Origin of the sequence: Acidiplasma sp. MBA-1 (assembly GCF_000949015.1) — an archaeon.
Taxonomy (GTDB): domain Archaea; phylum Thermoplasmatota; class Thermoplasmata; order Thermoplasmatales; family Thermoplasmataceae; genus Acidiplasma; species Acidiplasma aeolicum.
Window position 1 is genome coordinate 175,597 of record NZ_JYHS01000002.1, and the last position, 15,782, is coordinate 191,378.

Here is a 15,782-nt window from a genome sequence, read left to right on the forward strand (position 1 = left end):
AATTTAGTCTTTAATGTTTGAGGATAGATATTCCTGTGCTGCAGATACACCAGAATTGGCAGGTATTTTCCTGCCCATATCCCTCAGAACCCGCTCTATTACGGCCACTGTTGAAATTGCATCGTTCTGGTTTATCCAGCCCATATGTCCAATTCTTACATATTTTCCAGCATATTCCGGGACTATGCCTGTGGCCATTTCTATACCATTATTAAGGCATTCTGAAAGAAAATCATTCATGCTTATGCCATCAAGCATCATTCCGGTAACTGTGTGGCTTTCAAAACCCTTTTCAGCCATTACAGGCATATCCATACCATTTAATCCGGCCCTGATTGCACCTGAAACTATTTCATGCCTTTTTATTCTGTTTTCAAGAGTTTCCTCCCTTATAAGGTCAAATGCCTTTTCCAGTGAGAATACTATATGCACAGGAAGTGTTGTATAATATCCTGATTTACCGTTCTGGAAGCTGTTCATAACCTTAATCCACTGATTTAAATCTGTGTAAAATCCTGATATTGAATTTTCTGATAAATGGTTAACAGCGTTCTGGGATAAAACCATTAGGGCTGCACCGGGTGGTGCTGCCATGGCCTTCTGGCTGGCTGTGAGGCAGACGTCTATGCCCCAGTCCTGCACATTTAATTTTTCGGCACCTGCACTGGCAACCGCATCAACAACAATGATATCAACCTTATCACGTATTTTCTTTACAAGGGATTCCACAGGATATAAAACACCGGTGCTTGTCTCAACCTGTGTTATTGTAACCATTTTATATTTTCCGTTTTCCAGTTCTCTTGAAACCTCCTCCTGCGGGATTATATGGCCGGGTTCTGATCTTAAATGCTTGATGTTTAGGGGATATTTTTTAAAAATGTTTACCCATCTATCCCCGAAAACACCGGAGCTGACTATAAGTACATTATCACCCTTTTTTAATAATGATGTTACACTCTCCATGGCCATGGTTCCGCTGCCCGGAAGTATGAATGGCTGGTAATCAGGGGCATTCATTACATATTTTAATCCGTTAAGTGCATTTCCCATGGAAGTAACAAATTCTGGTGATGCAAATCCGGTATTATTCCTTACACCGGCCAGTAAAACATCAATATCAATCATGGTTGGTCCAACATGCATTAAGATTTTTCTGTCCATAATAAATAAAATTATTTAATGAATATAAAACTATTCATTATATGGTATATTTTAATTATTTATATTCCTTAAGCCTTTTAATAATTTTAGAGGAGGATCCTGTTTTTTTATCAATACTTATCCTATCCCTATCCCTGAGCAATGAGATTAATCCTGCAAATACCGTTATGCCTGCCACTATAAAGAAAACAGTGTCAAGGGACCCCATGAAGGCAGGGGCAAAAACATAGGAAAACCATGTATTTCCAGTAATCGTGGATAATGCATTTGCAGGTACAGAGGAAATTACAGGCCCTGGAATTCCTGAGATGATTGCTGATACAGGGTTTATTCCAAGGAAGGTTCCAAATATGGCCTCGGTTGGTGGCATGTGGATTAAATATGGTATTAGCTGTCCTGCATTTTTTGCCCTTAGGCCGGAGGAAATTGTTACAGGCAATGATTTAGAAAGCCCATATATAAGAATGGAAAAGAATAACCCCATGCTGGCAGTATATCCTGTATTCCTCATTGTATTCACCATGCCGGATGCGGTTCCACGGGCTTCAGGAGGAACCACAGACATTACCGCAGAAATGTTTGGAGCGTTGAAAAGGCCATAACCAATGCCAAATATAACAAGTATTATGCCCATTAAATAGTATGAAAAGTTATATGGTAAAAATGCAAGCAGAACCAATGAAAATGCTGATATAAATAGGCCTGCAGATGTTAAAATCCTGAATCCATAACGGTCTGATAAACGCCCCCCAAGTATACCGAAAAGGCCCATGGAAACTGTCATTGGCAGCATATATATCCCTGCCCATAATGGTGTTATATAAAATGGATATCCATGTATTGGAAGCCATACACCCTGAAACAGAATTGTTAACATGTACATTAATCCCATCATTTCCATGGCGGATATGAACGCAGTAAAATTGCCTATGCTGAACCCCTTAATTTTGAAAAAATCAATCCTAAACATTGGGTTCCCTGATTTTTTCTCAATAAAGGGAAAGATTATTAACAGCAATGTACCGGTAAGCAGTGAAATTATAACAAATGGATTTGTCCATCCCATTGGATTTTTCCCGTATGGTGTTATTCCATATGTCACACCAATGAGAAGTATTATAATACCGGCGGCGAATAGAATATTTCCGGGTATATCAAGCCTGTCCCTTTTCTTCATTGATGTCTCCTTAAGTCTAAAATATGACCAGAATGTGCCAAATATACCAACAGGAACGCTTATGAGAAAAACATCACGCCAGTAAATTACCGATAAAAATCCTCCAAGGACTATGCCTATGCTCACACCGGATACAGCAGCAACGCTATTTATGGATAGGGCAAATCCACGTCCCTCACCTGGAAAATTATCTGTAATGATTGCAAAGCTGTTGGCCATTATAAATGATCCACCAACAGCCTGAACTATTCTAAAAATAATTAATTCGGTGGCTGCTGTGTATCCTGTTCCCGGGGTTAGGTAAAGCAGTATGGATCCGATTGTGAATATTAAAAAACCCAAGTTAAAAAGCCTCACACGGCCGTACATATCTGAAAGCCGGCCTATGGTGAGCAGCAGAACTGATACAACAATCATATAGCTCATTATTGTCCATAAAAGATATGGAAATGATTGTGGTGCCAGTGGGTTCAGATGTATGCCCCTGAAAATTGGTGGAAGTGCCACTATTATTATGCTCGTATTTATTGTGGCCATTAGCTGCCCTATTGTTGTATTGGATAGGGCTATCCATTTTTGCAGCATATTATACTTTATTTATTTTTACTATATAAATATAAAGTGCAAAACAATTTAGCAATTAACTAATTTTTTTATCAAACCCTGTGGATGAATTTAGTATTTTAGGAATTATTATATAATCCCTTGGCTTATTAATTTAATATGGATTATAATTATGAGTGGATCATTGCAAATAAAAATGCAAGCTATTCATCATCCTCAGCATCCTTTGCAAATCTAAGGACGTATCACGGCATTTTTGTAAAAAATATAAATGAGAATTATGATAGAATGGTAATGCTTTCAAAATTCTTTGAGGAATTTGAATTTGATTCAGATAGGATAAACCTGGATTCAAATTACTATCCGGGCACTGTATTTCCCGACGGCAGAAAATATTTAAGTGACCTTAATGATGATCCATATCCCCAGTTTGTATATTCTTCACAGAATTTCAAAATAAAAAAAAGCATAATTATGCATCCACTTAAGGATGTTTTAATAATAAAATATGAAATGGACCCTGAGCCTGAAATTGCAAGATTTTATCCATTATTAAGTTTTAGAAATTCCAATGATATAATAAGAAAGGGTGATCGTATTTTTGTATGGCAGAAAAATGGTAAATTTGTTCATTTTTCATCCGTTCAAAATAATCTTTGGATTGGAGCTGATGGCAATTTTATTACAGATAATTTGTGGTATTATAATTTTCAGTATCCTGTTGAAATTGAAAGAGGATCACATTATGAGGAGGATCTGTATCTTCCGGGGCACTTTGAGCTAAGATATCCAGGCAAAAACATTGAAATTACTGTGCATTCTGATGCATCATATGCTGGCGAATCCTTTGATGATACCCTTAAAGAATACATTAAAAGCAGATATAAAATTAGATCAAATAGAATAAATATAAAAAACATGTATGAAAAGGCAAATATTTTCCTTCTTAAAAATAATATAATAGCGGGATATTACTGGTTTGGCCCATGGGGCAGGGATACATTTATATCCCTGCCGGGGCTTGCGCTTATACCCGGCAGATATGAACTTGCCAGGGATATTCTATTTACATATATGAGGCAAATGAAAAATGGTATAATTCCCAAAACAATGGCAGGGGAATATGATGCTGCAGATGTATCGCTCTGGTTTATCTATGCAGTTTATAAGTATTATGAGTACACAAAAGATGTTAACACCATAAGGCATTTTATGCCAGCAATTAAGGAAATTATAGATGGATATATTAGGGGTAATGACTATTATTTTATGGAAAATAACCTTATAAAATTAAAGATGGGCAAGCTGACGTGGATGGATGCGGAGTATAATAATATAATATTCACGCCACGTTCAGGAATGCCTGTGGAGATAAATGCACTATGGTATAATGCGCTTAAAACATATGAGTTCCTCTGCAATGAGGTTTCAATTGGTTATGATGATTCCTATAAAAATATATATAAGTATATCGAAAAAAATTTTGAAAATCTATACATGCATGATGGAAAAATTTACGATGTGCTTCCAGATGATTTTAGATTAAGGCCTAATTTTATTTTTGCCTTTTCACTTCCATTCCCGGTATTAAATAACTTTAATAAATACAAAAATCAGGTTGATAAATACCTTATAACACCATATGGGCTCAGAACATTATCCCCAGAGGATCCTGATTACATACCTGTATATACCGGTGACCGGCTTCACCGTGACAGGGCATATCATAATGGAATCATATGGCCGTGGCTTGCAGGCCCTTATATTACGGCGGCTGTAAGGTCAGGCAACAGTGCTTCAGATTTGCTTGATTATTTTTCATCACTATATAACATGAGGAAAATACCGGAACTCTTTGATGATGATGGGACGCCAAAGGGCTGCATACTTCAGGCATGGAGTTACGGGGAATTAATAAGATCTTACTTTGAGGATCTTGGGGGCAATTAAATGAGGATATCTGTAATCGGCTGGGAGCTTCCGCCTGCATTTTCAGGTGGCCTGGGTGTTCATACCATAAATATATTTTCAATTATAAATAAGATTTTTGATGTAACGCTGTATATTCCAGATGTTTCAGGACTTTATCCATATTATCCATTTAGGGTAAAAAGGGTGAAAACCAATTATAAAATTAATGAAAAAAATATAAGAAATGAAAGTTATTATACCGGATTCGATGGCATTAAATTTCATGATTTTAATGAAAAGATAAAATATTATAATGAGATGGTTGTTGATCAATTCGATCCTGAAACCGATATTATACACTGCCATGACTGGATTACATTTGAGGCGGGCATTGAGCTTAAGGAAAGATATAATAAACCACTTGTAATAACAGTGCACAGTACAGAAATAGACAGATCCGGAAACTTTTTCCCACAAAAATATATAATGGACATTGAAAGAAGGGGCATAAAATATGCTGACAGGATAATAGCCGTATCAGAATACACCCAGAAGATGATTATTAAATATTATAATGCAGATCCAAAAAAAATTTATGTTGTGCATAATGGTATAGATAATACATTCATAAACATGCCGCAGAAATCCTATGATTTATACAGAAACATTCTTTATTTTGGGAGAATTACAACACAGAAAGGACCAAGATTTTTCCTGGATGCGGCATACCGTGTTATAAAGAAATTTCCAGATATTAAATTTACATTTGCCGGTACCGGTGATCAGGAACCTGAAATGAGGAGGATTACAGGTGAACTTGGAATAAATAGGAATGTTATATTCAGGGGCTTTGTAAGCTTTAATGAGCAGATATACTATTATAAAAACAGTGATGTGTTTCTGCTCCCCGCGGTATCCGAGCCATTTGGCATGTCTGTTATAGAGGCAATGAGCACCGGAACCCCCGCAATAATTAGCTACACAACCGGTGTTGGTGAGGCGCTTCATAATGTTTTCAGATCTGATTACTGGGACACTGAACTTTTATCCGAATATATAATCTCAATGCTTCTTCATAGGGGATTAAGAGAGACCATGGGTATAAATGGCCAGATTGAGGCAAGGAAATTTACATGGGAGAGTGCTGCCATTAAAACAATGGAGGTATACAGATCAATATGACGGATAATGTAATAATGTATTTTGAGGTTCACCAGCCGCGTAGGCTGAGACCTTACAGAAGGTACGAAATAGGCAATAATAATTCATTCTTCTGGGACTCTGAAAATGAGAGGATTTTTAAAAGAATTTCGGAAAAATCATACATACCTGCAACAAGAATTTTAATGGAGAATAATATAAATGCCACATTCTCATTATCAGGTACATTTATAGAACAGGCTGAGGTGTTTTATCCAGAGGTTCTTGATGTGTTTAAGGAATACTTTAAATCCGGGCTTGGGGAATTGCTTGATGAAACCTATTATCATAGCCTTGCAGGAATCTATGATGAAAACGAATTTAAAAAACAAATTTCCATGCATGCTGAAAAAATGAAAAATGTATTTGGAATCAAACCCAAAAATTTTAGAAATACAGAATTGATTTACAATACAAATATTGGCAGGATTGTTAAAAATATTGGATACAATTTAATTTTAACAGAATTTACAGACAGATTCAATAACGCCAATTCACCCAACTTTGTTTATAAGGATATTAATGGATTAGGAATGCTTTTAAGGAATTATAATTTAAGTGATGACATATCATTTAGATTCTCAAACAGATCGTGGCCGGAGTTTCCACTTACAGCCGAAAAATATGCATCCTGGATTAAACACTCAGAAGGCGATGTAATTAATATTTTTATGGATTATGAGACCTTTGGGGAGCATCAGGACAGTTCCACGGGAATTTTTGAATTTTTAAAATCATTGAAAACTGAAATGATTAAAAATAATATAAACGACCTCAGGGTAAATGACGCGTTAAAATTTTCTGTTAAATCAGTTATAAATACGGATTCCACAATATCATGGGCTGATACCTGGAGGGACTTATCACCATGGACTGGAAACAGTATGCAGGTTGAGGCGCTAAATATTTTGTTATCAAAGGGCGATAAAATTGATGAAAAACTCTTTGGATATCTTCAGACCTCGGATAATTTTTACTATATGGCAGCAGGCACAGGCCCGGATCAGGAGGTCCATGAATATTTTAATCCCTATAAATCACCATACAACGCATTTTTTTATTTCACAAATATTCTTGAAAATTTTTAAATAGTAATTTACAACAATTATGTTAATATGTATTTTTTATCCATTAAATGTATAAATTTAAAATAAGGATATTATAAAATATTTTATAAATCGCATTTTCCTGTTGGGCATGCAGGGTCAAATGTGGAGTCAAGTTTCAGGAATTTATCCGGCATTTTTAATGATAAATCAATTTTTTTTTCCTCATCACTTTTTTTTGTCTCCTCAGTTTCCTTTTTTGTTCCTGCATATAATACCTGCTGGCTCTTGCTCCTGTCCCTGTAAACCGTTATACCCTTGCAGTGCAGATCCTTTGCGAGCCTGTATGCCTTTGCAATGTCATCTGGAGTTGCCTCATAGGGAAGGTTAATTGTCTTTGATACTCCGGAATCGCAGTACCTCTGGAATGTGGCCTGCATTATTACATGCCATTCAGGATCTATCTCCTGCGCAGTTACAAATATTGATTTCAGGTCATCAGGTAAATCAACATTCTGCAGGTTCCCTGTCTGTGCAACCTTTTCCATTATCTCATTTGAGTAAAGCCCCCTTGACCTTAGGGCATCCTCAAATAGGGGATTTACCTCCAGTAATTCCTGCCCGTTTAGCACATGTCTTACAAAGGCTATGGCAAATAATGGCTCAATTGATGAGGAACATCCGGCAATTATGGATATTGTACCTGTTGGGGCAATGGTTGTTGTTGTTGAATTTCTCATCTTTATTCCGTTTTCCTCCCATTCTGATCCATACCATCCAGGAAATACCCCTCTTTCCTCTGCAAGCCTCTGTGATTCAAGATGTGATTCGTCATTAAGTGTTTTCATGACCTTTTCTGCCATTTCAAGGGCCTCATTGCTGTTGTATGGAATGCCGAGCATTATGAGCATATCGGCAAACCCCATTAATCCAAGGCCTATTTTTCTGGTTTTCCTTGTCATATTTTTTATTTCCTCAACAGGGAATTTATTGGCATCTACAACATTTTCAAGGAACCTTGTGGCTATGTCTATTGTTTCCCTGTACTTATCAAAATTAAACTGACCATTCTCCACAAATTTTGATAGATTTATTGATCCAAGATTGCATGATTCATAAGGCATAAGCGGCTGCTCGCCACAGTTGTGTACCAAAATTCCGCTAGCTACAAATGAATGAGTAGATGGTTCAACCAAATCATAAACGTCATCCTTGCCAATGTATTCTATATTATCAACCCTTGCAACCCATTTTTCTTCTCTAGGCCCCTGTGAGTAACTATTTACAAGCTTTAATAACTTTGAGTTCTTTCTTTCAGATATAAATCCTATTTTATTATAGAATGTTACCGCGCTTTTACCCATTATATATAATTCATGATATGCCTGAGTTTTATATATTTTTAGGTTTCTATTCGAATCTGGAAGCATTTTAAATCCTGCTTTTCTGCGATTGAAATATATCCTGCTATATATCCCAAAGTTAAGTAATAATTCCTGAACACCACGTAATAACTTATCGCTTATTGATGTTAAATGTATATGCCTTGTGCTATTTCCATCTATATTTACTGTACCATCTGCCTCGAATAGTGCCTGTATAAATCCCTTTTGCATTTCCATGGAACCTTCAAATACCTTGTCAGGAACCTTTAATTTTTCATCCAATAAATCATATTCTTTAGCCATTTCCTTTAATCTTTCAGATGCTATTGTTGTGCAGTTTCTGCTCTCTATGTTTACCAGTCCTACATGGTAATCACGGTTATTCGTTGATGGTCTTATTATATTATTTACATAATTTTCAAAATCCTTTGCCAATACGCGATCCTTATCATAGAACGATAGTACAGCACGATCATTGTTATTCCCATTATTTATATGGCCATCTCCCACAAGCCATCCAAGGACCCTTCCTTCCTCAAGGCTGCCATAGCTTCCAAAGGCTCCTCCTTCATTTAGTATTCTTATTTTTTCGCCCTTTCTTAATTTTAATGCCTCTACCCATCCTCTTTCATCGCTGTAGATTTTATGGTCTCCGGTTACCTTTATTTCGAATCCCTCCCTGGTTGTTATCTTATATACATCCTTATAGCCTGTATAAATGACATTTGATGATTTCCTAAAATTACCGCCAAGCCTTCCATCTATCTTTATATTTAATGGCTCTCCCTCATCATACAGCTGTTTTGCTGTTTTTATTCCCTCGGATGTGTATATTCTTGTATCACCTGTTACACAGGGATTTGTTGATTCTATATACCCTATATTTTTCACAGGGTTCTTTTTATTAATTTCATCAAGGAAAACCATTCCGGGGTCTCCGGTCTTCCATGCCTGGTTTATTATGGAATTCCAGAGGGTCCTTGCCTTAATTTTTCCCATCGTTCTTTTATCACGTGGATTCTTAAGCTCAATATAATCATCATTATCCAGCTTTTCAAAAAATTCATCATCAACCGCAACAGATATATTGAAATTGCTTAGAACCTTGTTATCTGAGTCCTTGCTCATTATAAAGTCCATTATGTTCGGGTGGTTATAGTTAAGTATGCCCATGTTTGCCCCCCTTCTCTTGCCACCCTGTTTTATTACATCTGTTGTAACATCAAATATTCTCATAAATGATACCGGGCCTGATGCAACACCCTTTGTGGATGCAACTATGTCATCTGATGCCCTTAGCCTTGAGAATGAGAAACCTGTGCCACCGCCAGATTTGTGTATCTCCGCGGTATATTTTAATGCATCAAATATGGAATCTATGCTATCATCGACTGGAAGCACAAAGCATGCTGAAAGCTGACCAAGTGGTCCACCGGCATTCATTAATGTTGGTGAATTTGGAACAAAGCGCAGGTTTATCATTTCGTCCTCAAATTTTTTGATATAATAATTTATTCTTGTTTTCTTTGTCTCAAGAAAATCAAGGAATTCATCAAACGTGCCTGTTAGCTCCTTTTCCTTCTTTAACTCATTAAAGGCCCTCCTCAATTCATCTATCTGTGTTTTTGAAAGACCTGAATAGACCTCACCATCCTCATGTATAACACCATTTTTCTGGAAATCACGGTAATCATATAATCCCTGTATTATGGCCAGATGTACTGCAACACGGTGGAACATCTGCCTTGGGGTTTCTATTATTTTGCCCTCAGAGTCCTTGAATAAATACCTTGCCTCAAGAACCTTTATTGCATTTACAGTTAATTTTAGATCGTCCTTTACACCAAGTAGCTCCTTTTCCTCCCTTATGGTTTTCCTCTTTTCCCTGTATAATATATATGATTTTGCAACAGGTATATACGATTTACCATCAATCTTTCTTGTCATAAGAACATTTTCTACAGTATCCTGTATGGATTCAACATTTGGTACCCCCCCTGATTTTTCCAATTCCTCTGTAACAATATCGGCAAGCTTGTTTGCATCCTCCATTGAACCCATTTTAACCGAAAGCATGGCCTTATAAATTGCCATTGCTATTTTACCCTTATCGAATGGAACCTCAGTTCCGTCCCTTTTTATAACATTTTTTATACTAGTTATCATATTACATCACGGTGCATTAATGACAATACCTGAAGGAATATAAAAATTTTTGAACCCAACATGTAATTAGATAAGTTACTTACAGCATAAACATATATGTTATCAGATCAGGTAAAATATAAGATAACATCATTTTTAAAACAAATTAGTATAAATACCTATAATATATAATATATCATGAATATTTTTGAATCAGTCCCCAATTTTAGCACATCCGATGAGAATATAATTGAAATATTAAAAGGCATAATAACATCAGGCGGTGGTACTTTTCTGGACAGCACATCTGATAGGGACCATAACAGAAGTGTTATAACGCTGATAGCAGATAACGATAGGATTGTACAGATACTGTTTGACCTTGCAAAAAGTGCAAAGGAACTCATAGATATGGAAAAACACAGGGGATTGCATCCAAGAATAGGTGCGCTGGATGTGCTTCCTATAGTTCCAATGGGAAATTCCACCATGAATGAGGCCATAGAAATATCAAATAAACTTGGTTATAGAATAGGTAGCGAGCTTGGCATCCCTGTTTATATGTATGGTGAATCAGCGAAAATTCCGGAAAGGAGGGATATATCATACATAAGGAATATGCATTTTCAGTATGAGGAACTAAAACAGCATATTTTGGAGGAAAAATATAAACCTGATTACGGACCTGCTGTTTTGGGCAGTGCAGGTGCCATGATGGTTGGCGCAAGAAATTTCCTTATAGCCTATAATGTGAATATTAATACAGATGACGTTTCAAAGGTAAATATGATTGTGAAAAAAATAAGATCAGGAAAATATTTTAAGGGGGTAAAGGCACTTGCATTCCCAATTAAGTCAAAGGGTTACACGCAGTTATCCATGAATATATACTGTTATAAATGTTCACCAATTAATAACATATATAATTTTATAGATTCCGAGGCAAAAGGTATGGGATTTGACATAGAATCAAGTGAGATAATTGGTCTCCTGCCTGCTGACGCTGTTACATTATCCCTTGGAAAATTCATAAAGGCGGATATATCTGGCAAAAATATTTTAGAATATAAAATATTAGGAAGCTATGGAAATAGATGAATATATAAATAATTTAAAAAGCGATTCTGCAGCACCCGGCGGTGGATCTGCATCAGCATTAACATCAATATTTTCAGCATCATTAAATTCAATGGCATCCCTGCTATCATTAAAAAAGGAAAAGCTCAGGGAAAATTACGGGAAATATAATAATATTGTTTTACAGAGCAATAAAATTATAGATGACTTAAAAAGTTTAATGAATGAGGATGAAAAAAATTTTATGGACATAATGGATGCCTTAAGAATTTCCCGTAATGATAAAAACAGGCCCAATAAAATAAATTATGCGGTAAAAAAAAGCATAATAACATCATGGAAAATAGCAATTAGATCATTGATAAACCTTGAAAATGCAGTTTATCTTCTTTATAATGGAAATAAAAATCTTGTTACAGATGATATAACCTCGGCATATATGGCATACTCCTCAATAAATGCATCTCTGGGAAACATCGCCATAAATTTAGGGATATATAAAGGCTCAGAATATATTTTTACAGAAAAATTGAAAATTAAACTGTTTTATGAGGAGAGCCTTAGGATATTTGGAATGGCAGAGTCCTATGAAAAAGATATATTTAAAGCTCTATAGATGAGAAATCAATATCCTTAATTGTATATGCAACAACCCGTGAATCGCTTCTTTCTATTTCGTCCATGCTGGTGAGCTTTTCCATTATACGCAAAAAATCCTGCCTGTTTCTGTTCACGGTCAGAATAACAAAATCAATATCACCCAGTATAAAAAATACTGCAACAACATTTGGAAGTGATTTTAGCTTGTCTCCAATTATCTGTGCATAATCCTTATGATATTTTGTTTTAACAAATATTATGGATATAAAATCAAAATTCAATTTCTCATAATCCAGGAGTGCAACCTGTTTTTTTATTATGCCATCCTCCTTTAGTTTATTTATCCTCTTGCTAATTGCGGAGGCTGAAAATAATCCAACCTTTTTGCCAATTTCCTTTAATGGCACATCACAATCATTTTTAAGAATGGTTAATATTCTTCTATCAAATTCATCCACCATAATGATTAAAAGTTTTATCACTATTTTATATTTTCTATCAATAAATATGTTTTTATGTCAAAAAATTTTGTTTTAATAATAAAAAAGGAAAAATTATTGCTATAAAATACTGTTTCACTTAATCATAAGAATCATTTTATATCATCTTAAGTTTATATTTATATGGTTGATGAGATTAAGCATTCTTCTGGAACAAATAAATTAAAAAGCAATGCTGTTGGCAGCATTCAGGGAATTTTTCAGTCCTTATCATATGTCGGCCCGGCTGCAGATGTGGCAATTTTATTACTTGGCACCGTTGCATTTGCACTTGTTGCCACACCGCTGGCAATTATAGTGGCATGGCTTTCATACGGTTTATTCATGATAATGCCATATGAATTTTCAAAATACAAGGCAAATGCGGGAAGTTATTATGCATATGCTGCGGGTAGCACCAGGGGTGGCGGCTTCGGACCAATGGCGCTATTTACATGGATGGGTGAGAACTTTACAGGTCAGGCCTTCGGTATACTCGGTTTATCTGCGTTCATATTTGCGATCTCAACCTATATTAGCAATATACCATATTTATGGATCCTCTTTGCTGTAATAATAACACTCTACATGTTTATTCTTCCATATCTTGGAATAAAGGTATCAACAAATTATATGGCAATTACAGGAATGCTTGAGGTTTTGCTCCTTGTCATAGGCTCATTTATAATTATCGCAAGGCTTGGATCGGCAAATACATTAAAGCCATTTTACCTGCCAACAGGCAGTGCCATAGGTTCTTTTTTCTTTGGAGTTATATTTTCCATAGTGGATTTCACCGGACTTGGCACTGTTACAACAATATCCGAGGAGATGAAAAATTCAAAGAGAAACGTGAGAAAATCAATTTTAATTGCATGGCTTCTTGCAGGGCTTGCACTGATACCGGCCTCATATGCCCTTGTTGTTGGATGGGGCCTTCCATCAATATCAGCCTTTGCCAGCGCACCTGATCCGGGACTTATTGTATTCTATAGATATCTTGGACCTGTTGGGTTCATTTTATTAATAATATTCACTACAAATAGCTATTTTTCGTATGCAGTTTCAAAAACAAATGCAGTGAGCAGGATATGGTATTCCGCAGCCAGGGATAGGGTCATATTTCCGGAGTATATTGGTGAGGTGCATAAAAAATACAGAACACCAGGACATGCCATGCTTGTTTGGCTTGCCATTTCATTTGTGCTTGATATAATAACAGGCATATATTTTGGACCTGTGAACGCCGCATTAATTCTTTTAACAATGACGGGCGTATGCATAGTTACAGTACATATAATTGGAAATACATCTCTTACATTCTTTAGCCACACGGTGCTTAAGAAAACAGGGGAATCAAGCATACTGTACCATTATGTTATGCCGACCATTGCAAGTTTTGTTGGGCTTGTTATTATTTATTATACAGTGCTTACAAACATACAGACATATATATCTGATCCAAACACGCTTAATCTTGCGTATTTTATTATAGTTATACTCGCGGTTCTCTGGATAGTTGTTGGTGCGGTTGCGGTTACATTATATTATAAATTTAAAAAACCGGAAGTGCTGCAGAATGCAGGAAATTATGATGCTGAAATGGAAATAAGTGAAAACAGTTAAGGGTGATTAAAATGGAGGTATATAATTTAAGTTATGATGAGGCGCCTGTAATAAAAACAGAGCTGCCAGGTCCAAGGTCAAGGATTGCGTTAAATGAGCAGGACATGCTTGAAACACAGAGCAGAACCTATACAAGGGCATTTAAACTTGCCGTTGATAATGCCAGGGGATCAACAGTAATGGATCTTGACGGCAATATATTTATAGACTGGTTTGCAGGCATTAGTGTTTTAAATCTTGGGCATAACAACCCTATTGTCAGGCATGCAATAGAGGAGCAGCTTGAAAAAATAGTTCATATCAATGAGGTCCCCACGGAGGCAAGAATCAATTTTTTGAAAACTTTAAATTCAGTGCTACCAAAGGAACTTAAGGACCATGCAAGGACAATGTTTACTGTTACCGGTGCCGATGCATGCGAGGCTGCAATAAGCCTTGCCAGGCATGTATCAGGCAAAAAAACCATTGTTGCCTTTGGTGGGTCATATCATGGCGTTGCCGGGGACATTGTGGGTGCAACAGCAAATTATCATTACAGGGATTATGCCGGAATATCCCCAAGGGATATATACCACCTTCCATTTCCTTATCCATATAGATTTCCGGTAAATGTTCCTGAGGAGGATATAAGCAAGGTCGTCATAGAACAGCTTGAATATATAATAAGGGATCCGGCTGCAGGTCCCGGATCAATAGGGGGTGTCCTTGTTGAGCCTGTTCAGGGTGAGGGGGGATACATAGTCCCACCTGATGATTTTCTTCCGATGTTAAGGGAGGTTACTGAAAAATATTCAATACCTCTTATTTTTGACGAGGTTCAGAGTGGAATGGGAAGAACCGGGAAAATATGGGCATCCGAGCATTATAATGTTAGCCCGGATATTATGTGCATATCAAAGAGTGTTGGTGGTGGAATACCAGCATCAATGATTTCATACCGTGCTGATTATGACAGGGATCTGCCTGCAGGCTTTCACCTTGGCACATACCGGGCTAACCCACTGGCACTTGCCGCTGGAACTGCAATTTTAAACTATTTAAAAACAAGTGATATTCTGGACAGGGTGACAGACAAGGGCAGATATATAAAGAAAAGGTTTGAGGAAATGGCCGGTAAGAATCCATTCATAGGTGATGTTCGCGGCCTTGGCTACATGATCGCTGCAGAGCTTGTAAGGGATAAAGGCACAAGGGAACCTGCCACTGAAATAGCAAATGCCATGAAGGAAACTCTTTTCAGGCATGGACTGCTTATGCTTACATGCGGGCATTATGGAAATGTAATGAGGTATATAGCCCCACTCACAATAGAGGATCATATAATAGAATCTGGACTTGATGTATTCTCTGAATCACTGGATGAGGTCACTAAAAAAATGAAATAGATGGTTATATGCAGCAGTTTAAA

At 36.5% G+C, this 15,782-nt stretch carries 11 protein-coding genes; 7 read left to right on the forward strand and 4 right to left on the reverse strand.

The annotated features are described in order from the left end of the window. Nucleotides 1–3: 3 nt before the first annotated feature. Nucleotides 4–1,164, reverse strand: a complete 1,161-nt coding sequence (locus TZ01_RS04085) for an alanine--glyoxylate aminotransferase family protein (RefSeq protein WP_048101534.1) — start codon at nucleotides 1,162–1,164, stop codon at nucleotides 4–6. A 55-nt stretch (nucleotides 1,165–1,219) separates the two neighbouring features. After that, nucleotides 1,220–2,926 carry an MFS transporter gene (locus TZ01_RS04090; protein ID WP_048101535.1) on the reverse strand — a complete coding sequence of 569 codons (1,707 nt, stop codon included), beginning with the start codon at nucleotides 2,924–2,926 and terminating at the stop codon, nucleotides 1,220–1,222. A 138-nt stretch (nucleotides 2,927–3,064) separates the two neighbouring features. Between TZ01_RS04090 and TZ01_RS04095 the strand changes: the two genes are divergently transcribed. The 3 genes from TZ01_RS04095 to TZ01_RS04105 are packed head-to-tail and all read left to right on the forward strand — an operon-like array spanning nucleotide 3,065 to nucleotide 7,104. After that, nucleotides 3,065–4,855, forward strand: coding sequence for an amylo-alpha-1,6-glucosidase (locus tag TZ01_RS04095; RefSeq protein ID WP_048101536.1), 1,791 nt, complete (start codon nucleotides 3,065–3,067; stop codon nucleotides 4,853–4,855). Beyond that, complete coding sequence (locus tag TZ01_RS04100; protein WP_048101537.1) at nucleotides 4,856–5,998, forward strand: glycosyltransferase family 4 protein; 1,143 nt, start codon at nucleotides 4,856–4,858, stop codon at nucleotides 5,996–5,998. Next, on the forward strand, nucleotides 5,995–7,104 hold the full coding sequence (locus TZ01_RS04105) for a glycoside hydrolase family 57 protein (RefSeq protein ID WP_048101538.1): 1,110 nt from the start codon (nucleotides 5,995–5,997) through the stop codon (nucleotides 7,102–7,104). Before TZ01_RS04100 ends, TZ01_RS04105 begins: the two co-directional genes overlap by 4 nt. A gap of 83 nt (nucleotides 7,105–7,187) precedes the next feature. Here the strand turns inward: TZ01_RS04105 and TZ01_RS09405 are convergent, their stop codons facing one another. Next, nucleotides 7,188–10,613 carry an LAGLIDADG family homing endonuclease gene (locus TZ01_RS09405; protein ID WP_082180450.1) on the reverse strand — a complete coding sequence of 1,142 codons (3,426 nt, stop codon included), beginning with the start codon at nucleotides 10,611–10,613 and terminating at the stop codon, nucleotides 7,188–7,190. 177 nt (nucleotides 10,614–10,790) lie between these two features. On the opposite strand from TZ01_RS09405, the gene ftcD reads away from it, so the two are divergent. After that, nucleotides 10,791–11,690: a glutamate formimidoyltransferase gene (gene ftcD / locus TZ01_RS04115; RefSeq protein WP_048101539.1), complete on the forward strand. Its 900-nt coding sequence runs from the start codon at nucleotides 10,791–10,793 to the stop codon at nucleotides 11,688–11,690. Then, nucleotides 11,677–12,285, forward strand: coding sequence for a cyclodeaminase/cyclohydrolase family protein (locus TZ01_RS04120; RefSeq protein WP_048101540.1), 609 nt, complete (start codon nucleotides 11,677–11,679; stop codon nucleotides 12,283–12,285). The genes ftcD and TZ01_RS04120 overlap by 14 nt, the downstream gene beginning before the upstream one ends. Here the strand turns inward: TZ01_RS04120 and TZ01_RS04125 are convergent. Continuing rightward, nucleotides 12,272–12,730: an Lrp/AsnC family transcriptional regulator gene (locus TZ01_RS04125; protein ID WP_052656751.1), complete on the reverse strand. Its 459-nt coding sequence runs from the start codon at nucleotides 12,728–12,730 to the stop codon at nucleotides 12,272–12,274. The genes TZ01_RS04120 and TZ01_RS04125 overlap by 14 nt on opposite strands. 162 nt (nucleotides 12,731–12,892) lie before the next feature. Here TZ01_RS04125 and TZ01_RS04130 point away from each other — a divergent pair, with 162 nt between their 5' ends. Continuing rightward, nucleotides 12,893–14,374 (forward strand): APC family permease, encoded by a 1,482-nt coding sequence (locus TZ01_RS04130; RefSeq protein ID WP_048101542.1) that lies wholly within the window; start codon nucleotides 12,893–12,895, stop codon nucleotides 14,372–14,374. An 11-nt stretch (nucleotides 14,375–14,385) separates the two neighbouring features. Then, nucleotides 14,386–15,759: an aspartate aminotransferase family protein gene (locus TZ01_RS04135; RefSeq protein WP_048101543.1), complete on the forward strand. Its 1,374-nt coding sequence runs from the start codon at nucleotides 14,386–14,388 to the stop codon at nucleotides 15,757–15,759. Nucleotides 15,760–15,782 lie beyond the last annotated feature (23 nt).